20 protein-coding genes are annotated in these 21194 nt (G+C 69.6%); 11 read left to right on the top strand and 9 right to left on the bottom strand.

Translation table 11 applies throughout. The features are described 5' to 3' along the window. Positions 1–48: 48 nt before the first annotated feature. A complete protein-coding gene (locus tag FCL41_RS08675; RefSeq protein WP_212723107.1) occupies positions 49–885 on the bottom strand; it encodes a formate dehydrogenase accessory sulfurtransferase FdhD in 837 nt (278 codons plus the stop codon). Continuing rightward, positions 882–3338 carry an aminopeptidase N gene (gene pepN / locus FCL41_RS08670; protein WP_137065663.1) on the bottom strand — a complete coding sequence of 819 codons (2457 nt, stop codon included), beginning with the start codon at positions 3336–3338 and terminating at the stop codon, positions 882–884. The genes FCL41_RS08675 and pepN overlap by 4 nt, the downstream gene beginning before the upstream one ends. 125 nt (positions 3339–3463) lie before the next feature. On the opposite strand from pepN, the gene FCL41_RS08665 reads away from it, so the two are divergent. Genes FCL41_RS08665 through FCL41_RS08655 form a run of 3 tightly spaced genes read left to right on the top strand, consistent with a single transcriptional unit; the run spans position 3464 to position 7422 of the window. Then, the gene (locus tag FCL41_RS08665; protein ID WP_137065662.1) at positions 3464–5170 is read left to right on the top strand and encodes a hypothetical protein; all 1707 of its coding nucleotides are present in this window, start codon (positions 3464–3466) and stop codon (positions 5168–5170) included. A gap of 10 nt (positions 5171–5180) precedes the next feature. Then, complete coding sequence (locus tag FCL41_RS08660) at positions 5181–6914, top strand: aminotransferase class V-fold PLP-dependent enzyme (RefSeq protein ID WP_137065661.1); 1734 nt, start codon at positions 5181–5183, stop codon at positions 6912–6914. A gap of 43 nt (positions 6915–6957) precedes the next feature. After that, positions 6958–7422 (top strand): OsmC family protein, encoded by a 465-nt coding sequence (locus FCL41_RS08655; protein WP_137065660.1) that lies wholly within the window; start codon positions 6958–6960, stop codon positions 7420–7422. Between the two features lie 61 nt (positions 7423–7483). Here the strand turns inward: FCL41_RS08655 and FCL41_RS08650 are convergent, their stop codons facing one another. After that, on the bottom strand, positions 7484–8143 hold the full coding sequence (locus FCL41_RS08650) for a peptidylprolyl isomerase (RefSeq protein WP_137065659.1): 660 nt from the start codon (positions 8141–8143) through the stop codon (positions 7484–7486). A gap of 38 nt (positions 8144–8181) precedes the next feature. Here FCL41_RS08650 and leuE point away from each other — a divergent pair, with 38 nt between their 5' ends. Next, positions 8182–8859, top strand: a complete 678-nt coding sequence (gene leuE, locus FCL41_RS08645; protein WP_137065658.1) for a leucine efflux protein LeuE — start codon at positions 8182–8184, stop codon at positions 8857–8859. A 10-nt stretch (positions 8860–8869) separates the two neighbouring features. On the opposite strand, the gene FCL41_RS08640 is transcribed toward leuE, so the two are convergent. After that, positions 8870–9760, bottom strand: a complete 891-nt coding sequence (locus FCL41_RS08640; protein WP_137065657.1) for a phenylalanine 4-monooxygenase — start codon at positions 9758–9760, stop codon at positions 8870–8872. 174 nt (positions 9761–9934) lie between these two features. Here FCL41_RS08640 and FCL41_RS08635 point away from each other — a divergent pair, with 174 nt between their 5' ends. Both FCL41_RS08635 and FCL41_RS08630 read left to right on the top strand, forming a co-directional pair. Then, entirely contained in the window at positions 9935–10513 is a 579-nt protein-coding gene (locus tag FCL41_RS08635; RefSeq protein ID WP_137065656.1) for a hypothetical protein, read from the top strand. A gap of 4 nt (positions 10514–10517) precedes the next feature. Continuing rightward, complete coding sequence (locus FCL41_RS08630; protein ID WP_137065655.1) at positions 10518–11135, top strand: hypothetical protein; 618 nt, start codon at positions 10518–10520, stop codon at positions 11133–11135. Positions 11136–11158: 23 nt separating this feature from the next. Here FCL41_RS08630 and FCL41_RS08625 read toward each other — a convergent pair whose 3' ends face one another. Further along, on the bottom strand, positions 11159–11677 hold the full coding sequence (locus FCL41_RS08625; RefSeq protein WP_212723106.1) for a GNAT family N-acetyltransferase: 519 nt from the start codon (positions 11675–11677) through the stop codon (positions 11159–11161). A gap of 102 nt (positions 11678–11779) precedes the next feature. Here FCL41_RS08625 and FCL41_RS08620 point away from each other — a divergent pair, with 102 nt between their 5' ends. The 3 genes from FCL41_RS08620 to FCL41_RS08610 all read left to right on the top strand — a co-directional run bounded on the left by FCL41_RS08620 (position 11780) and on the right by FCL41_RS08610 (position 13894). Next, a complete protein-coding gene (locus tag FCL41_RS08620; protein ID WP_137065653.1) occupies positions 11780–12325 on the top strand; it encodes a GrpB family protein in 546 nt (181 codons plus the stop codon). 25 nt (positions 12326–12350) lie between these two features. Then, positions 12351–12833 carry a hypothetical protein gene (locus FCL41_RS08615; protein ID WP_137065652.1) on the top strand — a complete coding sequence of 161 codons (483 nt, stop codon included), beginning with the start codon at positions 12351–12353 and terminating at the stop codon, positions 12831–12833. Between the two features lie 305 nt (positions 12834–13138). Beyond that, a complete protein-coding gene (locus FCL41_RS08610) occupies positions 13139–13894 on the top strand; it encodes a hypothetical protein (RefSeq protein WP_137065651.1) in 756 nt (251 codons plus the stop codon). A 22-nt stretch (positions 13895–13916) separates the two neighbouring features. On the opposite strand, the gene FCL41_RS08605 is transcribed toward FCL41_RS08610, so the two are convergent. Both FCL41_RS08605 and FCL41_RS08600 read right to left on the bottom strand, forming a co-directional pair. Beyond that, on the bottom strand, positions 13917–14159 hold the full coding sequence (locus tag FCL41_RS08605; RefSeq protein WP_137065650.1) for a hypothetical protein: 243 nt from the start codon (positions 14157–14159) through the stop codon (positions 13917–13919). A 119-nt stretch (positions 14160–14278) separates the two neighbouring features. Continuing rightward, the gene (locus FCL41_RS08600; RefSeq protein WP_212723105.1) at positions 14279–15871 is read right to left on the bottom strand and encodes a M28 family peptidase; all 1593 of its coding nucleotides are present in this window, start codon (positions 15869–15871) and stop codon (positions 14279–14281) included. A 191-nt stretch (positions 15872–16062) separates the two neighbouring features. Here FCL41_RS08600 and FCL41_RS08595 point away from each other — a divergent pair, with 191 nt between their 5' ends. Both FCL41_RS08595 and FCL41_RS08590 read left to right on the top strand, forming a co-directional pair. After that, positions 16063–16992: an aldo/keto reductase gene (locus tag FCL41_RS08595; protein WP_137065648.1), complete on the top strand. Its 930-nt coding sequence runs from the start codon at positions 16063–16065 to the stop codon at positions 16990–16992. After that, positions 16989–17606, top strand: coding sequence for an NAD(P)-dependent oxidoreductase (locus tag FCL41_RS08590; RefSeq protein WP_137065647.1), 618 nt, complete (start codon positions 16989–16991; stop codon positions 17604–17606). Before FCL41_RS08595 ends, FCL41_RS08590 begins: the two co-directional genes overlap by 4 nt. Positions 17607–17665: 59 nt before the next feature. Here the strand turns inward: FCL41_RS08590 and FCL41_RS08585 are convergent, their stop codons facing one another. Then, positions 17666–20023 (bottom strand): ATP-binding cassette domain-containing protein, encoded by a 2358-nt coding sequence (locus FCL41_RS08585; protein ID WP_137065646.1) that lies wholly within the window; start codon positions 20021–20023, stop codon positions 17666–17668. 86 nt (positions 20024–20109) lie between these two features. After that, positions 20110–21126 (bottom strand): zinc-dependent alcohol dehydrogenase family protein, encoded by a 1017-nt coding sequence (locus tag FCL41_RS08580; protein ID WP_137065645.1) that lies wholly within the window; start codon positions 21124–21126, stop codon positions 20110–20112. Positions 21127–21194: the final 68 nt, after the last annotated feature.

Below are 21194 nucleotides of genomic sequence, written 5' to 3'. Positions count from 1 at the left end.
TGACCATTGGTCCTGCTGAGGCCCGGTGCCCGTTCGGGGCGCCGGGCCTCAGGCGTACCGGACCGTGCGGTCGTCCCCGGTGAAGCCGTAGAGCGTCAGGCCGCTGCGCCGCGCGAGGTCGACGGCGAGGCTGGTGGGGGCACCCACCGCCACCAGGGCACCGGTGCCCTGGGCGACGGCCTTCTGCACCAGCTCGAATCCCGCACGCCCGCTGACCACGAGCACTGCCTGTCCGACGGGGTCCGCGGCCAGCAGGCGGGCGCCGGCGACCTTGTCGACGGCGTTGTGACGCCCGACGTCCTCCCGGACGACGACGGCGGTGCCGTCAGCGGTGAAGAGCCCTGCTGCGTGCACCCCGCCGGTGCGGTCGAAGAGGCGCTGGCGGGTGCGCAGACGACCGGGCAGGGAGCGTACGACGTCCTCGGTGGGCTGCGGGCCGGCCCACCGCGGCCCGCGCGGGACCTCCAGCACCTGCTCGATCTTCGACTGCCCACACACGCCGCAGGCCGAGGACCCGGAGGAGTGGTGGTGGGGGAGCGGCGAGGGGAGCCGGGGAGGTGCTGCCGCCAGGGACACGGTGACGACGTTGAACTCCTGCTCACGCGGGAGCGCGGCGTCGGTGCAGTAGGCCACCGTGTCGAGTCCTTCGCGCGGCAGCCATCCTTCGTGCAGCGCCCAGCCCGCGGCCAGCTCGAAGTCGTGGCCGGGAGTCCGCATGGTCGTCCACACGCGGGTGGCGTCCTCACCCGGCCACCGCAGCCGGATCTCCAGCGGCTCCTCGGTGATGATCCGGTCCTCGCGGCTGCGCGGAGCATCCCGGCGGGTGGAGTGCTCGGTCACCGACAGCCTGGTCGTCGGACCGGGGCGCCGGGGCAGCTCGTTCACGCCGAGCTCCCACCTTCCACCAGGCGGCGGGTCGCGAGGCGGCACTCCAGGTCGTACGTGTGGTCGACGAGGTTGCGTCGCACCGTGGGGTCGAGGTCCTGTGAGGCGAGGGCGTGCGCCCGGTCGACCGTCTCCTGGGTGCACGAGGTGAACGGGAAGAAGGAGCGGATCGCGGTGCCGAGCACCCACCCCGAGTGGACCTGGGGCAACGTGGGGAGGGCGTCGAAGAACTGCGCGACGTAGGGCTCGGTGAGCTCCTCCTGGCCGGCGCGCCACATGCCCAGCCCCGCTGCCTCCAGCTCGTAGTTGGGCACGTCGGCCGCCCCCGTGAAGCGTTCCCATGCCCACTGCTTGGCCCAGGCGTGGGGGAGGGAGGCCACTGCGCGGGCGTGCTCGACGCGCGAGCGAGCCGTGGGCTCGTCGGCCAGCGCTGCGTCGAGCTCTTCCTTGGTGGTGGAGCCGAGTGCGGCGAGGCGTACGTGCAGCGCCCACCGCAGGTCGACGTCGAGCTCGATCCCGGTGGGGACCTGGCCAGCGAGCCACGCGCGTACGTGCTCGGGGTCGGCGCTCGACGCGATGGCCGACTGGAAGGCGGCCAGCTGGAGGGTGGACCCTGCGGGAGCCGTCTCGACGCGCTCGACCGTGGCCAGGTGGAGCGACTGCAGCACCTCGTGCGGGCGGGGGGAGAGGCCCACCACGGTGCGGAGGATCCACGGCACGACAGTGGCGAGCGCGTCGTCGTTCGTCTCGGTCGGGACCGTGGCCGAGGCCAGGGCGACGACCCGGTCGGGGTGCACCTGGCCGAGGGCGAAGCCCGTGCGCACGCTGTTCCACGCCCCGGCCCGCAACGCTGCGTCCTCGGTGGTCGGCAGCAGCGTCGTGAGTGCCCGGAGAGAGGCGTCGTCGATGGTCGTCGCGGCCCACGTCTCCTCGTAGGGATCGAGCACGACGGCGTCGGCCTCGGGAACGAAGGGGGTCGCGGGTGCGGAGACCGTCACCGGTGTCAGCTCCCAGGCGTCATGGCGAGCGACGGCCGCCCGGAAGGCGTGGGTGCGCTCCGCCGGGTGCTCGGCGGGCGGCGTACGCAGCACGGTTCCGGACGCCCGGTCCCAGGCGAGGACGTCGGGCCCGGCGGTTCGCAGCCAGGCGCTGGTGAAGTCGTCGAGGCCCTGCGCTCCGGCGCGGGTCCACGAGTCGAAGAGGTCGTGCATGGTGGCGTTGCCGAAGCGGTGGCGGTCGAAGTGGTCGATCGTGCCGGCGAAGAAGACGTCGTCGCCCATCCGCGCGTTGAGCTGCTTGAGGATGCTGGACCCCTTGGCGTAGGAGATCCCGTCGAAGTCCTGGAGGGCGGCGGTGGCGTCGACCGCGCCGTTGCCGGCGACCGGGTGGGTGCTGGGACGCTGGTCGGCGTTGAGGCCCCACTGCCGACGCCGGTAGGCGTTGTGGGTCCACGCGTCGGAGAACTCCGTGACGTCGGCGGTCACGCGGTTGCCCATGTACTCGGCGAACGACTCGTTGAGCCACAGGTCGTCCCACCACTGGGGCGTGACGATGTTGCCGAACCACTGGTGGGCCATCTCGTGGGCGACCGTGGTGGCCCGCTGGATGCGTACGCCCCGGGTGACGCGGCTGGAGAAGACCAGCGGGTCCCGGAACGTGACGCAGCCGGGGTTCTCCATGGCGCCGGCGTTGAACTCCGGGACGAAGGCCTGGTGGTAGTTGCCGAACGGGTAGCGGATGCCGAAGAGCCGGTGGAACTCGTCGAAGCACGCCTTGGTGACCGTGAGCAGCTCCTCGGCATCCGCCTCGAGCGCCCCGGCGAGCGACTGCCGCGCGCTGAGGCCGAGCGGGATCCCGTCGTGCTCGTCGTGGATGAGGTGGTAGGGCCCGGCGACCAGGGTGACGAAGTAGGTGGAGAGCGGGGGAGTCGTGGCGAACTCCCAGACGCCTGGCTCCACCTGCTCGCCCGGAGCATTGCCCACGACGGTCCACTCGTGCGGTGCGCGCACGTGGAAGGTGTAGGGCGCCTTCAGGTCCGGCTGGTCGAAGCAGGCGAAGATCGTCGGGGCTGCGTCCATGAAGGACATCCCGTAGACGTAGCGCCGCCCGTCGGCCGGGTCGACGTGCAGGTGGAGGCCTTCGCCGTCGTTGCGGAAAGGCATGGTGGCGACCACCTCGAGGCGGTGGCGTCCCTCGGAAAGGTCGAGCGGGAAGCGTCCGCGCTCCAGCAGGTCGACGTCGAGCTCACGTCCGTCGAGGCGCACCGACGCGACCGCGGTGGGCTTCAGGTCGAGGAAGGTGGATCCCCCTCGGCTGGAGAGGTCGATGGTGGTCGTGGACGCGAACGTGTCCTCGCCGGTGAGGTCGAGCGCGACGTCGTAGTGCTCGACCTCCAGAAGATCACGGCGGGCGGTCGCCTCGGTGCGCTGAAGACTCTGGTGGGGGGTGCTCACCCATTCAGAGTATTCGTACTCAAATGGACAAGTCAGGTGTGGTGGCAACCGCCACGGGGGTCCCGGACGTCCTAGGTTGAGGACGCGCGACTGGCGCGCAGACTTCGCGAAGAGAAGAGAACCACGTGAAACGACCGGTACGTTCCCTCACGTCAGTCGCTGCAGGCGCTGGCCTGCTGCTGAGCTCTGCCGCCGTGGTGCTGGCGAGCAGCCACACGGCCACCTCCGCGCCGCCCGCCGAGGACTGCGCCAAGCCCTACCCCGTCGCCGACCTCGCTCCGGGTGACGCCGTCACGGGCCTCACCGTGGCGCGTGGCACCACCCCGGACGGCTTCACCGGCGAGGTGCTGGGCGTCGTGGAGGACGGCATCACTGCCGGCCTCGACATGGTCATGGTCGACCTGACCTCCGCCGACATCGACCGCGTGGGCTCGATCTGGCAGGGCATGTCCGGCTCGCCGGTGTACGCCGCCGACGGCCGCCTGATCGGTGCCGTGTCGTACGGCCTGTCCTGGGGCCCCAGCCAGATCGCCGGTGTCACCCCGTTCGAGGACATGGACGAGTACCTGGCTGCCGCCAGCCCGCGCAAGAAGGTCACGCTCGACCGGGCCGACGCCACGGCGGTGGCCGAGGCGGCCGGCGTCACCCGGGCGCAGGCCGCACGTGGGTTCAAGCAGCTCTCGGTGCCGATGGCCGTCAGCGGGATCGACCCGTCGCGGATCGGCAAGGTCGCGAAGCGTGACTACCTGCGGTCCCCCCTCGCCGGCTCGAGTGCCGGCGCCTCCATCGGGGCCGAGACCATCGTCGCGGGTGGCAACCTCGCGGCCTCGGTCGCCTACGGCACCGTCGCCTACGCCGGCGTCGGCACGGCCACCTCGGTCTGCGGCGGCAAGGTCGTCGGATTCGGTCACCCGCTCGCCTACCTCGGTGCCACCACCGAGACCTTGCACCCCGCCTCGGCCGTGTACGTCCAGGCCGACCCGGCCGGTTCGGCCTTCAAGGTCGCCAACCTGGGGGCGCCCGTCGGTTCGATCGACAACGACCGCTACACCGGCATCTCCGGCCGCTTCGGAGCGGCGCCGGGCGGCACGGTGCTCTCCTCCCGGACGGCCTTCGGCTCACGCTCCTTCGACGGCCGGACCACGGTCACCGTCCCGGCGTACGTCGGCGAGGTCGCCTGGTACCACCTGGCCACCGTCAACGACCGTGCCGTGGACGGGATGACCAAGGGCAGCGCCCTGGTCACCTGGTCGGTCAAGGGCAAGGACGGGGCGGGCAAGGCGTTCGACCTGAAGCGCACCGACCGCTACCTCGGCTCGTACGACATCGCCAGCGAGGGCGTCGGCGAGCTGCCCGACCTCGCGTGGATCCTCAGTGAGATGAATGGCGTCAAGGTCGACTCGATCACCGCGGACTCCAGGATCGTCACCGACGCCCGGCGCCTGCGGGTCAGCGCCGTGCAGCGCAAGGTCAAGGGCACGTGGCGCGACGTCACCGGCAACCTGACCGTGAAGGCGGGCAGCAAGCTCACCCTGCGTGCGGTCCTCACCGGCACGGGAGCCCCCGTGTACCGGACCGTGACCGTCACGGTCCCGAAGCAGCTCAAGGGCAAGAAGGCGCCGTTGTGGGTGCGCGGTGGCAACGACCACTACGGCGAGGGCAGCTGGGGGTCGCTGGCGGGCATGAAGACCTACGTCGCGAAGAAGGTGCGCAACGACGCGGTCGTCGCCATCCTCCGCAACCAGGGCAAGGCTGCGCCGAAGCAGGGCGTCTCGAGCCCGACCAACAACGTCGTGGTGGGGCAGAAGCGCCTCCGCGTGATCGTCAAGTGATGATGGGGGCATGACGCCCCAGCACTCCGCCACCGGCCCCGGACTCCCCACGGAGTCCGGGGCCGATGCGCTCCTCCGCGCCGTGCGCGACGCGGTCATCGGTGAGGACCACGTGATGTCGACGCCCTACGGGCAGCGCCGGGTCACCTACGCCGACTACACCGCTTCCGGGCGGGCGCTGGGCTTCATCGAGGACTTCATCCGCGACGAGGTGCTCGCGTCCTACGCCAACACGCACACGGAGTCCTCCGGCACAGGGCTGCAGACGACGCGCCTGCGGGAGGAGGCCAGGTCGATCATCCACGCGAGCGTGGGTGCGGACGACGAGTCGGCCGTGATCTTCACCGGCTCCGGCAGCACGGCCGCGATCGCGAAGCTGATCGGAGTCCTGGGGCTCAGGCTTCCCTCCGTCCTCGAGGACCGCTACCACCTCTCGGCCCACGTGCCGATCGACGAGCGACCGGTCGTCTTCATCGGGCCCTACGAGCACCACTCCAACGAGCTTCCCTGGCGCGAGTGCTTGGCCGACGTCGTGACGATCCCGGAGGACCCCGACGGTCGCATCGACCTGGCGGTGCTGCGTGAGCAGCTCACCCTGCACGCCGGGCGCCCGCTCAAGATCGGCTCCTTCTCCGCTGCCTCGAACGTGACCGGCATCGTGTCGGACACCTACGGGATCGCTGAGCTGCTGCACGAGCACGGGGCCCTGAGCTTCTGGGACTTCGCCGCGGCCGGTCCCTATGTCGACATCGAGATGAACGGCGACCCTGCTCGGCCCGGCTCCCACAAGGACGCTGTCTTCCTGAGCCCGCACAAGTTCATCGGCGGGCCCTCCACGCCGGGCGTGCTGGTCGCCCGCCGCGAGCTCTTCGGCAACCGGGTGCCCGACGTGCCGGGCGGCGGGACGGTGTCGTACGTGAACTCGGACGACCACCGCTACCTCGCCGACCCCGAGCACCGTGAGGAGGGCGGGACGCCCGCCATCATCGAGGCCATCCGCGCGGGATTGGTCTTCCAGCTCAAGGACGCTGTGGGGGTGCCGGTCATCCGTGCCGCGGAGGAGCGTCTGCTGGCCCGTGCCGTGGGGGAGTGGCGCTCCGAGCCTGCCATCGAGATCCTGGGCAACCTCGAGGCTGAACGGCTCTCGATCGTGTCGTTCGTCGTGCGCACGCCGTCGGGCCGCTACCTCCACCACAACTTCGTGGTCTCGCTGCTCAACGACCTGTTCGGCATCCAGGCGCGCGGCGGGTGCTCGTGCGCCGGACCCTACGGACACCGGCTCCTGGGCATCGACATCGAGCGGTCGATGGAGTTCGAGCGCGAGATCAGCGGCGGGTGCGAGGGCATCAAGCCGGGGTGGGTGCGGATCAACCTCAACTACTTCCTCTCCGACGAGGTGGCCGACTACCTCGTCGAAGCGGTCCGGATGGTCGCCCGTGACGGGTGGAGGCTGCTCGGCGACTACGTCTTCGACCCCTCGACCGGGCTGTGGCAGCACCGGCGCGGAGTCGTCGAGCCGCCGCTCAGCCTGCACGCGGTGTCGTACGAGGGAGGTCGCCCGAGCTTTCCCGCGACCACCGCCAGGGGAGGGGTGGAGCTGCTGCGTCAGCACCTCGTCGACGCGGCGGCGATCTTCGCCGCGACTCCGGGCCCGGACCTCGATGCCCATCCCGCCGACGTCTCGGCCGACTTCGAGCACCTGCGGTGGTTCGACCTGCCAGCTGACGGCGTACGCCCGGCCTGAACGCCGCGGGTGGGTCCCGGCGGGCGGTCACTATGATCGGCGCATGACTGACGCTCCCCACTCTGACGTCCCTGCCCCCGTTGTCCCCGCGGAGAACCACCGTGCGGTCCAGGTGAGCAAGATCGGGCAGAACCGGTTCAAGGCGACCAACGGACGTGGGGGAGAGACCTACTTCGGCACCGGTGGGGACGACCCGGACTTCTCGCCGGTCGAGCTGCTCCTGGCGGCCATCGCGGGGTGCAGCGCCATCGACGTCGACCTGATCACCTCGAAGCGCGCCCCCGCGGTCAAGTTCGAGGTCCTGAGCGAGGGCGACAAGGTGCGTGACGAGCGCGGGAACCACATGACCAACCTGCGGCTCACGTTCGACCTCGAGTTCCCCGAGGGCGAGGCCGGCGACGCTGCCCGTTCGGTCGTGCAGCGCTCGATGGAGCAGAGCCGCGACCGCCTCTGCTCGGTCAGCCGCACGGTGCAGATCGGTGAGCCGGTGGAGTTCCGCCAGGCCTGAGGAACCCACGTACGACGAAGGTCCGCTCCCGAGCCGGGGGCGGACCTTCGTGCGTGTCAGCTCACTCGACCTCGACCGAGGTGATGACGGTCCTCTGCCTGGGAGCGCCGTCATCGGCGGGTTCGGAGCCCTTGGCAGCGATGGCGGCGACGGTGGCGATGCTGTCCTTGTCCATCTCCCCGAAGACCGTGTACTCAGGGGGCAGGGGGGTCTCGTCGTACACGAGGAAGAACTGCGAGCCGCCACTGTCGGGTGCCTGCGTCTTGGCCATGGCGACGGTACCTGCCGGGTAACTTTCCGACCCGTCGACCTCGTCGGGGATGGTCCATCCCGGGCCGCCGGTGCCCGACGCGGTGGGGTCGCCGCACTGGAGGACGTAGATGCCGGCAGTCGTGAGGCGATGGCACTCGGTGCCGTCGAAGTACCCCTGCTCGGCGAGAGTGACGAAGTTGTTGACCGTGCAGGGCGTCCGCTCGGGCGTCAGCTCGATGGTGACCGGTCCTTGGCCCAGCACCAGCGTCGCGGTCAACGTGTCGGGCAGGTCGGGAGTCGCCGGGGGAACCTCGACCTCGACGGCGGGCGACTGGCTGGCGGAGGGGTAGTCGCAGTTCTTGCTCCCGATGGCCGTGGCCTTCTCGTTGTCAGCACCACAGCCGACGAGGACCGAACCGGCCAAGAACGTGAGAACGGCCACGCGCGCCGCTCGGTGCAGGGGATTCATGGGGCGATCGTAGGGGAGTGCGTGGGAGGATCTGGAGCGTGCTCGGTGTCATCGATCTTCCCACCTACCTCGTGGGACTCGTCGTCATCATCCTGCTGCCGGGCCCGAACTCGTTGTACGTCCTCTCGGTGGCCGCCCGCTCGGGCGTCCGGCCGGCGTACGCCGCTGCTGCTGCCGTGTGGACCGGCGACGCGCTGCTGATGACCTGCGCGGCTGCCGGCGTCGCCTCGCTCCTGCAGAGCAACGACCTGGTCTTCTCGATCGTGAAGTACGCCGGGGCCGGCTACCTCAGCTGGATGGGCATCGGGCTCGTCCGTGGCGGGATCCTGGCCTGGCGGGGCCACCGTGGCCGATCCGCCGACGCGCTGGTGGAGGAGGTGGAGCAGGCCTCCGGGGGAGTGGCGTTGCGCAGTGCCACTGCCTACCGGCGGGCGCTGGTCATCAGCCTGCTGAACCCGAAGGCCATCCTCTTCTTCGTCTCGTTCTTCGTGCAGTTCGTCGACCCGACGTACCCGCGCCCCTGGGTCTCGTTCCTCTTCCTGGGCTCTTTCGCGACCCTCACCAGCGTGCTCTACCTGAGCGCGCTGATCTTCGGCGGCGTCCGGCTGGCCGAGGTCTTCCGCCGCCGTCAGGCGATCACGGCCGGTGTCACCTCGGCTGCGGGGATGGTCTTCCTCGGCTTCGCCGTGAAGCTGTCACTGGCCACGGCCGGCTGACCGCAGCCCGTCACCGTACGGGGGTCCGGGACATGCGGGCGATGGACTCGTCCGTGCAGGTCGCCCAGAAGTGGCCCACCACGTCTTCGACGTGGGTGAACGACTCGGCTGCGTAGAGCACGTCCTGGTAGGCGGTGATGTCGTAGTTGGCCGTGCCCATGGAGACCAGGTCGAGCGGACGGATCGTCACGTCCCGGAACTCCTGGATCTCTCCGGGCGAGGAGAGGATCCCGGCGCCGTAGGCCCGGAGGTCGCCCCGCTGCCAGACCACGCCGAACTCCAGGGTGAACCAGAATACGCGGCTCACGAACTGGAGGGCGTCGTCGGTCTCGACACGTCGGGCCGCCGCCCCGGCGAGCTCGTACAGCGTCGTGAAACGCGGGTGGGCCAGCGTGTTGCCGTGGCCGATCACCTCGTGGATCACGTCCGGCTCGGGGGTGTAGAGGGGCACGGAGTGGTGGCGGACGTACTGCGTCGACCAGAAGTGGCGGTCGGCCAGGGCCCCGTAGAAGGCGCGCAGCGGCACCAGTCCGGCCGCGGGTTGGTAACCGAACCCCGTCAGGGGCGCGAGGGTCTGGCTGACCTCGTTGAGCTGGGGGATGTGGTCGGTGGGCAGTCCCAGGATCTCCTTGCCCTCCAGGTACTCGGAGCAGGCGTAGGTCCGGTGGCTCTCCATGAGCACGTCACTGACCGTGCGCCAGACGTCGTGCTCCTCGTCGGTGTAGTCGGCGGTGGGGCAGGGTTCACCGGGGCGCCATCGGGAGGCGAGGGTGGCCAGGTGGTCACGGCGGGCGCGGTACTCCGGGTCGTTGAGGCCCGGGTGGTTGGCGCCCAGCTGCACGGCGACCGTGCCGTCGTCCTTCTCGTGGACCGGCGCGAAGTACTGACCTTCTTCGAACATTTACTCATCGTGAAGGAAGATGGCCGGAAGTTCTAGCGTCTAGCTACCTTGACTTCCAAGGAAATCCCGCGTCCGTGGCGCTGTGTCAGAGTTGCGCCATGCCGACGATCGGGTTCCTGCACACGTCCGCCGTCCACGTGGCGACCTTCGACGCCCTCGTGGCGGCCAGGGGCGATGCCGTTGCGGTGCACGTGGTGGACGAGTCCCTGCTCGGCGACGCACGACGCGACGGGGTCGGGGGGGCAGGAGCTGGCCGACCGGGTCGCTGGGCGCCTGGCGGAGCTGCGAGCCGGGGGAGCGGACGTGGTCGTCTGCACCTGCTCGACGATCGGGGGCCTCGCGGAGTCGGTGGGCGGCGCCGGAGCGTGGCGGGTCGACCGACCGGCCGCCGGTCGGGCCGTGGCCAGCGGACGCCGGGTCGGCGTGGTGGTCGCCCTCGAGTCGACCGTGGAGCCGACGTGTGCGTTGCTGGAGGAGGAGGCCGCGCGCGCGGGCGTACGTCCGACGGTCGAGGTGCTCTTGGCCGAGGGCGCGTGGGCTGCGTGGGAGGCGGGGGACCTCGCCGGATACCTCGAGCGGGTGGCGCGGAGCGCGCGCCTGCTCGCTGACCGCAGCGACGTGGTGCTGCTGGCCCAGGCGAGCATGGCAGGAGCCGTGGCCCTGCTGGACGACGTGTCCGTGCCCGTGATCAGCACCCCGGCCAGTGCGGTGGAGTGGGCGGTGGCCAGCGGGCCGGACCTCGCTGGGCACTGACGACATGCGTCGTCTGCGGTTCACCGGACACATTGCCGGCGTCGGCAGCTCCAGTGGACTGCGGGCCGTCGTCGGCCGCTGGGACTCGTCGCCGTTCGGCGCCTTCTCCGACGTCATGGTCGAGACCGCACCCGGTCATCGCGTCCTGCTCGCGCCCCGGGCCGACGTCGCGGACTTCGTGGCGAGCACCTATGCGTTCGACGAGGTGAGGATCGAGCCAGTCACGGTGGTGGACATCGAGGATGGGTCGTGGTCGGTCACGGCGCCCTCCTTGGACCTGGCCATCGGCATCGGGCGTCGGACCCTGCTCGGGGCGTTGCTGAGGGTGGTGCCCAGAACGATCGCCACGGCGCCGGCGTGGTCCCGCGTGACCGACCCGGTCTCCAGGCACGCGGTGCGTGGCGTGCGTACGCGCGGCAGCGCCGGGGGAGGGCGACTCGAGGTCTACGGGGCCACCGACACCAGGCGGGTGGCGTCACTCGCTGGCCGGTTCGACGGCGTGGATGTCGGCACCTTGGCGCCGCTGGATCCTCCGTGCCGGTTCGGCTTCAGCTCCGCGCCGCGCACCCCTGCGGTGACGGAGCTTGTCACCACGGTCATCCTGCCCACCGACGGCGGTTGATGGCCTGCGAGGACACGCGCGCGCTAAGGGGTGTTGGCCCTGAACTCGATGAGCACGGTGTCGTGCCAGACGCCGTCGCGTTGCGCGATGCGCTCGCGAATGCCGACCTCACGAAAGCCAGCCGAGCGGTGCAGGGCCAGGCTCGCGTGGTTCTCGGCGAAGATCGAGGACTGCAGCGTCCAGAACCCGGCGTCCACCGCTGCTCGCACCTGGTGGTCCACCAGCGCCCGCCCGACACCTCTGCCGGTCGACTCGGGAGCGACGTAGACCGACGTCTCGACGACACCCCGGTAGCAGCTGCGTGAAGATGTGGGGGAGAGGGCCGCCCATCCGAGGACCAGCCCGCTCGGGCTCGTGGCGACCCATCGCTGCTCGGGGATCCACTTCTGGTCCAACTCCTCGGCCGAGGGCACCACGGTTTCGAAGGTGGCGATGCCGGTGGCCATCCCGGCGGCGTAGATCCCTCGAACGCGTTCCCAGTCACGCGGCTGGAGCGGCCGGATCGAGAACGCTCCGACGCTGCTGCTCGTCTCGTGGGTCATCGCTTCCCGCGTCCTGCGTGAAGACCGGGGGAGATCGGCGTCAGTGGGATCCTGTTCTCCGGCACACCTCCAGCGTCTCATCCCAGCGGCTAGCATCATTGCGTGGTGGTGCAGGTGGTCCCGTACTCGGCGTCGTGGCCCTCGCACTTCGAGCGAGTCGCCGGTGACCTGCGTGATGAACTCGTCGGACTGTCGTCTGCGCGGATCGAACACGTGGGATCGACCTCGGTGCCCGGTCTCGCTGCGAAGCCCATCCTCGACATCGACGTCATCGTCGACGACGGTGACGTCGTCGCTGCGGTGGCCGCACTGGTGCGCGCCGGCTACGTCCACCGAGGCGACCTGGGCGTGGCGGACCGAGAGGCGTTCCAGGCACCCGACGACGATCCGCCTCGCCATGTGTACGTTTGTCGCGCGGGCACCCTGAACGTGCGCAACCACCTCGCGGTGAGGGACGTGCTGCGAGCGAGGGACGACCTGCGTGACGAGTACGCCGCGGTGAAACTGGCGTTGGCGGCCGAGCCCGACATGGACATCGACACCTACATCGCGGGCAAGTCGGCGGTGCTGCAGAAGGTGCTGGGGGAGTCGGACCTGACAGAGGCCGAGCTCCGGGAGATCCTGCGACTCAACGATCCGTCTGCGTAGGGCCGTCTCCGCCTACGATCGATTGATGGCGACCTCCTTGAAGTATGCAGTGGTGGAACGCGAGCGCCGATTCCTGCTCCGGTCGCTGCCCACGGGCATCACGGAGACGTTCGAGATCGTCGATCGCTATGTCGACGGGACTCGCCTGCGACTGCGCCGAGTGCGAGCTGCGGACGGGTCTGTCGTGCACAAGCTGACACAGAAGGTGCGGCTGGCGGAGGACGCCTCCCAGGTCGCCTGCACCAACTTCTACCTGGACGACGCTGAGTGGCGTCTCCTGACGCAGAGCCTTCCCGGCAAGTTGCTCGTCAAGACGCGACACAAGGTGACGCGCGACGGCGACGTCGTGGTGGTCGACGTCCACACGGACGGTTCCATGGTGGCGGAGATCGACGGCGGTGACGTCGTTCCCGTGTCGGTGCCCGCATGGCTCGACGTCATCCGTGAGGTGACGGACGATGAGAGGTGGACGGGGGTGGGTCTGGCCCACTCCATCGACGCATCTTGACATAATGTGCGTTATCGGGGGTCTGGAACAACACTCAGTACAGGGTGGCCCGGTGCCGGACGCTCGGCGTACGTTGACCACAACGACGTCGCTGTGAGGATGCCATGGCTCGAGTGGTCGCACGTCGGCACGCGCCCGGCCTCTCGGTCGCCGCGGTGTCGCTCTGCCTGGCTGTCAGCGCGGCCTGCAGTGGCCGCAGCAACGACACCGAAGGAAACTCCGACGATCCTTCGCCTCCGGCGCGCATCTTGAGCGCTCTGCCAGCGCCGGCCGAACCACCTCCGAGCGGTCGTCTCGTGGCGGAGATGCGCCAATCGTCCCTCGACGTGTCCTTGGGGCGCATGCAGGTGTGGATCAGCAACGACACGCGGCATGACGCGCGACCGCAGTCCCTCGCCTATGACGACGTCCGCCTTCGGGCTCCGCTGCAGGCCGACCCTGCGCGTCTGCGTCCCATCCCCGCCGGATCCGAGCGCGGCTTCCCGCTGGTGCTCCCCCGACGGGTCGACTGCGACGCTCCGAGTGTGAGTGACGACCGTGCTGAGGGCAGCGGCCGTGTGGAGGTGCGTACGCCACGGTTCACGCGACGGCTGCGCGTCAGCGACGAGACCGACGTGGTGGGCCGCTTCGTCAACCTGAGGTGCGCCGAGCAACGCCTCGCCGAGGTGGCGGTGCTCCGGTGGTCGGACGCCGTGCCGGCCGACCGGCCCGGACCAGGTTCGCCAGGGGTCCTGTCCCTGCTGGTGAGGCCTACCGGAACGCCCGGCCACACCCTGCGCATCGACACGGTCGCTGGCTCGCACCTGCTCGGCTCGGCTGACGAGGAGCCCGTGTGGAAACCCGGCCTCATGGTCCGCTCCGACGGCCCGCCAGCCAGGGTCAGGCTCCCCCTCCGGCCTGCTCGCTGCGATGGCCACGCGTTCGCCGAAGGGGGTGGTGCCACTGCGTTCCGCGTGCGGTTCCGCCTCGACGGTGAGCCCGGCGAACTGGTCCTGAGGATGGGTGAGGCAGGACGTCGAGCTGCGCTGGCGTTCGCACGGACGTCGTGTGGCCTCGACTGACGTCAGCGTGCTCGGACCGAAGTCAGGCCGGTCCGCCCTCGTCGGTGGTGGCGAGTGCCGCGACGTCGATCTCGCGGCCCTCGGAGATGTCGTGGACGAGCTGGTCGCGCTGGGCCTCGGTGAGCGTCACGCCAGCTTCACGCAGACCCTTGTCGAGCTCGTCGTGGATGGTTCCGTCGGTGGCCGTCTCCTGCCACGAGGTGACGCGTTCGATGACGCGCTGCAGGGCTTCGGTGCGGGCACTGTCCTGGTTCATCTCGGTCATGGCAGGTGACGTACCCACTCCCCCTGCGACGCATGCCCCTGAGCGCTGGGACTGTCCGGCACGACAACACGGCGCCTCGTCCCGGAGGACGAGGCGCCGTGCTTGTGTGCTGTCAGGCGTCAGCGCTTGGACTTGTTCTTGGGGCCCTTCTTGCCCTTGTCCTTGCCCTTGTCCTTCGGTCCCTTCTTCTTGTGCTTGTCCTTCTTGGGGTGCTTCTTCTTGTCGTGCTTGTGCTTCGTCGGGGGCTTGACCCCATTGATGGCCTCGGTGCTGTAGGCCAGCGAGGCGACGACGGAGCCGATGGCGCGGGAGTTGATGTCGAGCGCCTCCTTGCTCACGTTGTTGATGTCATCGAGCGCCGAGTGGTAGTTCGGGTCGAGCAGGATGCCGGCGGTCCCCCCGAACAGAGCGACCTGCTCCGGCGTCTTGACGTCGTCGGCACCGGTGAAGAGGCCGGTCGACGGCACGCCCGCGTCGATGAAGGCCGAGTAGTCACTGCGTCCGGAGAACTCGGTGTCCACCCACGGCTGACCGATGCTGTCGAAGTAGTCGGTGAAGGCCTTCTCGGCGGCGGCGGAGCCCGGCGGCACGACGACCGGAGCCTCGTACGTCGACTCATCGGCGTCGTAGACCCCGATGATGAAGTTCGGCGAGGCGACCATGTCGAAGTTCAGGTAGACGGCGAGGTTCTCCAGCTCGTCGGGGTCGTTGGCCTGGAGGTCGGCCACGTAGTGGTTGGAGCCGTGGAGACCGAGCTCCTCAGCACCCCACCACGCGAAGCGCACCTTGTTGTTGAGCTTGCCCGGGTTGGGGTGCCCCTTCTTCGCGCCCTTGCTCGACTTGGCCAGCTGCAGCGCGGTCTCCAGGATGGCGGCCGACCCCGAGCCGTTGTCGTTGATGCCGGCGCCGTCCTCCACGCCGTCGAGGTGGCCACCGACCATCACCACGTTGTCGGGGTCTCCCCCGCGCGTCTCGGCGATGACGTTGAAGGTCTCCTGGGTCTGGACCGAGCCCTGGAGGTTGAAGGTGCCGGTCACCGTTCCGGCCCCGATGGCCGCGACCAGCGCCTCTCCTTCGGCCTGGGTCACACCGACGGCCGGTGCGGACCCAGGGGTGATCTCACCCAAGGTGCCGGACAGCACGCCCATGGTGTTGTTGTAGATGATGATGGCTGCCGCGTCGACCTCGCCTGCGGTGACCGCCTTCTGGGTGAAGGGGCAGGAGCCCCTGCTCACCACGGCAATCTTGCCGGCGACGTCCACGCCGTCCCACGCAGCGGCGTCACAGCCGAGGGCGTCGGTCGGCGTGACGAGCTCCTGCGTCACTGCACCGGGGGTGCTGGAGGAGTACTCCATCGCCACGGGCGCCAGCTCGACGCCGGGGACGGTGACCTCGAGGGTGTCGACCGTGTACGCCTCGACGTCGAAGTACTGCCGCTGCGGCGTGTAACCCGCCTGGCGCAGGTTCTTCTCGATGTAGCGGGCCGAGGCTTCGTAGCCCGGGGTGCCCATGGCGCGGTTGCCGCCGTTGGCGTCCGCGATGCGCTGGAAGGCCTCGAGGTGTCGGTAGACCGCCTTGCCGGTGACCTGGGTCTTCCCGGGGTTGCCGCCGTGGCCCGACCCGTGGGCGCTGACTGGTGCGACCGGTGCCGTGCTGACCACCAGGGCGCTCACCGCTCCCCCGACCACTGCTTGAAGGACTCTTCGCTTCACTACTGCCTCCGATCGAGCGCCCCGAGCGCTCTCGTCCGATGCACCGACCCGAGCGGATCGGCGAGGTGAATGAGCAACACCTTGTGGTGTGGAGCACATCCTTGTCCAGCCCTACGGGTGAATCGAGGTGGGTGCAGTTGCCTCCGGAGGCCACTGGCGCGCTGTCTTGTGGGGAGTGAGAGCCTGTTGTCATGACACGCATCGGTCAGCTCGACGTGTTCCCCCTCAACCTCGGCGGCAACGTCTTCGGGTGGACGGCGGACGCCCCGACCACGTACGCAGTGCTCGACGCCTTCGTCGCCGGCGGCGGCAACTTCATCGACACCGCGGACTCCTACTCCGCGTGGGTGCCCGGGCACACCGGCGGCGAGAGTGAACGCCTGATCGGCTCGTGGTTGAAGGGTCGTCGTCGTGACGACGTGGTCATCGCCACCAAGGTCTCCCAGCACCCTGAGTACAAGGGGTTGTCCGCGCCCAACGTCGCCAAGGCCGTCGACGCCTCGCTGGAACGCCTGGGCACCGACCACATCGACCTCTACTACGCGCACTTCGACGACGAGACCCCCATGGCCGAGATCGTGGGCGCCTTCTCGACGCTCGTCGACGCGGGCAAGATCCGCCACATCGGGATCTCCAACTTCTCCCCCGAGCGCATCGACGAGTGGTTCGCGGTGACCGAGGCCGACGGCCTGCACCGCGCCGTCGCTCTGCAGCCGCACTACAGCCTCGTGGAGCGCGACTTCGAGACCAACGGCCTGCGGGCCGCGGCACAGCGTCACGCTCTCGCCGTGCTCCCCTACTACGCCCTCGCCAGTGGGTTCCTGACCGGGAAGTACCGGGGCGGCGCCGACGTCGACAGCCCACGCGCCGGCGGGGCGGCCCGCTACGCCGACGCACGTGGAGACCGCGTCCTGACGACGCTGGACGAGGTCGCCCGGACGCACGGGACGTCGGTGGCCAGCGTCGCCCTCGCCTGGCTGCGCCAGCAGGAGACGGTCGCAGCGCCGGTCGCCTCGGCCAGCTCGGTCGCCCAGGTCCCGGACCTTCTCGCATCAGCGGGGCTCGAGCTCGACGCCGTCGAGCTCGATGCCCTTCGTCTCGCCTCGGAGGTGATCTCGTGAAGCTCATCGTTTTCGGCGGCACCGGTGGTGTCGGACGGCTCTTCGTGGAGGACGCGGTCGCGGCAGGACACGAGGTGACGGTCTTCGCCCGCACCCCTGCCAAGGTCACCCAGGGCGGTGTCACCGTGGTCCAGGGTGACGCCTTCGACGCCCAGGCCGTCAGGGCCGCCGTGGCGGGTCACGACGTGGTCGTCTCCTGCCTCGGATCGACCTCCGGGCCGGACAAGGACACGTCGCTGCGCCGCATGGCGGGCAACATCGCTGCGGCCATGGACGCCACCGGCGTACGTCGGATCGTGTGGTGCGCCTCGGAGGGCGTCGACGGAGAGATCCCCGGCCTCTTCGGGAAGTTCGTGATGAAGCTGCTGGCCAAGCCCCTCGCCGACCACCGCGCCGCGATCGAGAGCCTGCGGGCCGCGGGACTGGTCGTCACGGTCGTACGTCCGAGGGCGCTGAACGACAAGCCGCTCACCACCGACTACGTCGAGGACTTCGACGGCCCCTCCACCGGCGGATACTCCATCCCTCGCGCCTCGGTCGCCCACTTCATGCTCAAGGCGGTGGAGGACCCGTCGTACGAGAACACGTCGGTCGCCATCGGCCAGCGCAAGTGAACGGCCGGCGCAAGTAGTCGGCTGACGCATCGCCCCGAGGGGCGCTACGGACGGTGCTGTCAGGCGCCGACGTACTCGGCCAGGTGTTGACCGGTCAGGGTGGAGCGGTCAGCCACCAGATCGGCAGGCGTGCCCTCGAAGACGACGCGTCCGCCGTCGTGACCAGCACCGGGCCCGAGGTCGATGATCCAGTCTCCGTGCGCCATCACGGCCTGGTGGTGCTCGATGACGATGACCGACCTGCCGCCGTCGACGAGGCGGTCGAGCATGCCCAGGAGGTTGTCGACGTCGGCCAGGTGCAGCCCGGTGGTGGGCTCGTCGAGCACGTAGACGTCGCCCTTCTCCCCCATCTGCGCCGCCAGCTTGAGTCGCTGACGCTCGCCTCCCGAGAGCGTGGTGAGGGGCTGCCCCAGGCGTACGTAGCCCAGGCCGACGTCGACCATCCGGACGAGGACCTTGTGGGCGGCGGCGACCTTGCCCTCCCCCGACCCGAAGAAGGCCTCGGCCTCGGTGACCGGCATGTCGAAGACGTCGGCGATGTTCTTGCCGCCCAACGTGTACTGCAGCACCTCGGTGTCGAAGCGCCGTCCCTCGCACACCTCGCACGGTGAGGCCACGGTCTGCATGATGGCCAGGTCGGTGTAGGTCACGCCGGCGCCCTTGCAGTGGGGGCACGCGCCCTGGGAGTTGGCGCTGAAGAGCGCTGGCTTCACGCCGTTGGCCTTGGCGAAGGCCTTGCGGATCGGCTCCAGCAGGCCCGTGTACGTCGCGGGGTTGCTGCGGCGTGAGCCCTTGATGGGCGTCTGGTCAATGGTCACGACACCGTCCCTGGGCGAGACAGATCCGTGGATCAGGCTGCTCTTGCCCGAGCCCGCGACGCCCGTCACCACGCACAGGACGCCCAGCGGCACGTCGACGTCGACGTCGACGAGGTTGTGGCCGTTGGCGCCGCGGACCTCCAGGACGCCCCGGCGTTCGCGCACGGACTCCTTGAGCCGGGCCCGGTCGTCCAGATGGCCGCCGGTGAGGGTGCCGCTCCTCCTCAGGCCCTCGACGGTGCCTTCGAAGCAGATCGTGCCGCCGGACGTACCGGCGCCGGGGCCGAGGTCGACGACGTGGTCGGCGATGGCGATCATCTCGGGCTTGTGCTCCACCACGAGGACGGTGTTGCCCTTGTCGCGCAGCTGGAGCAGCAGCTCGTTCATCCGCGCGATGTCGTGGGGGTGCAGTCCGATGCTGGGCTCGTCGAAGACGTAGGTGATGTCGGTGAGGGCCGAGCCGAGGTGGCGGATCATCTTCACCCGTTGGGCCTCGCCACCCGACAGGGTGCCTGAGGGGCGTTCGAGGCTGAGGTAGCCCAGCCCGATCGAGACGAAGGAGTCGAGCGTCTCGCCCAAGGTCTTCAGCAGAGGCGCCACCGACGGCTCGTCGAGCCCGCGCACCCACGTCGCCAGGTCGCTGATCTGCATCCGGCAGGCGTCGCCGATGCTGATGCCCGCAACCTTCGACGACCGCGCGGCCTCGTTGAGCCGCATGCCGTCGCAGTCCGGGCAGGTCGTGAAGACGATGGCGCGGTCGACGAACGCCCGCACGTGCGGCTGCATCGACTCGCGGTCCTTCGACAGCATCGACTTCTGGATCCGCGGGACGAGCCCTTCGTAGGTGACGTTGATGCCGTCGACCTTGATCTTGGTGGGCTCCTTGTGGAGCAGCGCGTCGAGCTCGGTGTCGCTGTAGTCCCGGATCGGCTTGTCAGGGTCGAAGAAGCCACTACCGGTGAAGATGCGTCCGTACCAGCCGTCCATCGTGTAGCCCGGGATCGTCAGGGCACCTTGGGAGAGCGACAGCGTGTCGTCGTACAACGCCGTGAGGTCGAAGTCGGAGACCGTGCCTCGACCCTCGCAGGTGGGGCACATGCCGCCGGTGATCGAGAAGGAGCGCCGCTCGGTGACGCTCCTGCCGCCCTTCTCGGTCGTCATCGACCCTCCTCCGGACGCCGAGGCGATGTTGAAGGAGTAGGCCTGGGGTGATCCGATCGCGGGGTCTCCCAGGCGGCTGAAGAGGATCCGCAACAGGGCGTTGGCGTCCGTCGCCGTACCCACGGTCGAGCGCGGGTCGCCGCCGATGCGCTCCTGGTCGACGACGATCGCGCTCGTCAGCCCTTCCAGCACGTCGACGTCAGGGCGGTTGAGCGTGGGCATGAAGCCCTGGACGAACGTGGAGTAGGTCTCGTTGATCATCCGCTGCGACTCCGCGGCGATCGTGCTGAAGACCAGGGAGCTCTTCCCCGAGCCCGACACGCCGGTGAAGACCGTGAGCCGTCGCTTGGGCAGGTCGAGCGAGATGTCCCGGAGGTTGTTCTCCCGGGCGCCGTGCACGCGGATCAGGTCGTGGGAGTCGGCGGGGTGCGCGGTCACTGCGTCTCCTGGGGTCTCCGGGGCCGGACTGGCTACACCCTAGTGACGAGCGGCGACACCTCGTGGTGACATCGCCGACGTGGGACTCACGGCTCCAACAGCACCTTGACAGCCCGTCGTTCGTCCATCGCCGCATATCCCTCGGCCACCTGGTCCATCGGCAGGATCATGTCGAAGACCGGGCTGGGATCGAGCTCGCCAGCCTCGACACGGCGCAGCAGGTCGGGCAGGTAGGCCCGCACCGGGGCCATGCCGCCGCGCAGCCCGACGTTCTTCTGGAACATGCGTCGCACCGGCAGCTCAACCCCGTGCGGTACGCCCACGAAGCCGACCGTCGAGCCCGGGCGTGCGACGGCGAAGGCGGTCTGGATCGCGGCGTCGGTGCCGACGCACTCAAGGACGGCGTCTGCCCCGACGCCGGAGGTGATCTCCTTGACGATCTCGTTGGCCTCCTTGCCGCGCTCCGCGACGACGTGGGTGGCGCCGAAGACCCGGGCGATCTTCTGGCGCGACTCGTGACGAGACAGGGCGATGATCTTCTCGGCGCCCATCGTGCTCGCGGCGAGCACGCCGCACAGGCCCACGGCGCCGTCACCCACCACGACGACGGTGGCGCCCGGACGTACGCCGGCCGAGACCGCGGCGTGCCACCCGGTCGGCATCACGTCGGACAGGGTCAGCAGCGCCGCCCGGTTCGACGCGTTGATGCCCCCTTCGACGCGGACCAGGCTCCCGTCGGCCTGGGTGACCCGGGCGAGCTCCCCCTGCCCGCTGACCGTGAAGCCTCCGTGCACGCAGGCGGACTGGAATCCGGCACGGCAGTGCGGGCAGGTGTTGTCGCTGTGGCAGAACGGCACGACCACGTGGTCGCCGACCTTGAAGTCCCGTACGTCGGCTCCGATCTCGACGACCTCGCCGATGCACTCGTGGCCGATCGTCGCCCCCGGAGTGATCTCGTTCTCGCCGCGGTAGTTCCACAGGTCGCTGCCACAGACGCAGCCGGCCAACACCCTGACCACGGCGTCGGTAGGCTCGGTGATGCTCGGGTCGGGAACCTCGGTGAAGCGGATGTCTCGGGCAGCATGGATCGTCGTGGCGCGCATGGCCCCGATCGTGCCCCACTCCCCCGGCCACTACACCGGGGAGGTGTCGCGGAGTTGGTTTATCTCAT

It is taken from the genome of Nocardioides jishulii, assembly GCF_006007965.1.
Lineage (GTDB): Bacteria > Actinomycetota > Actinomycetes > Propionibacteriales > Nocardioidaceae > Nocardioides > Nocardioides jishulii.
The sequence above is the reverse complement of the archived record's forward strand: the minus strand, read 5'-3'. Positions and strand labels throughout refer to the sequence as shown.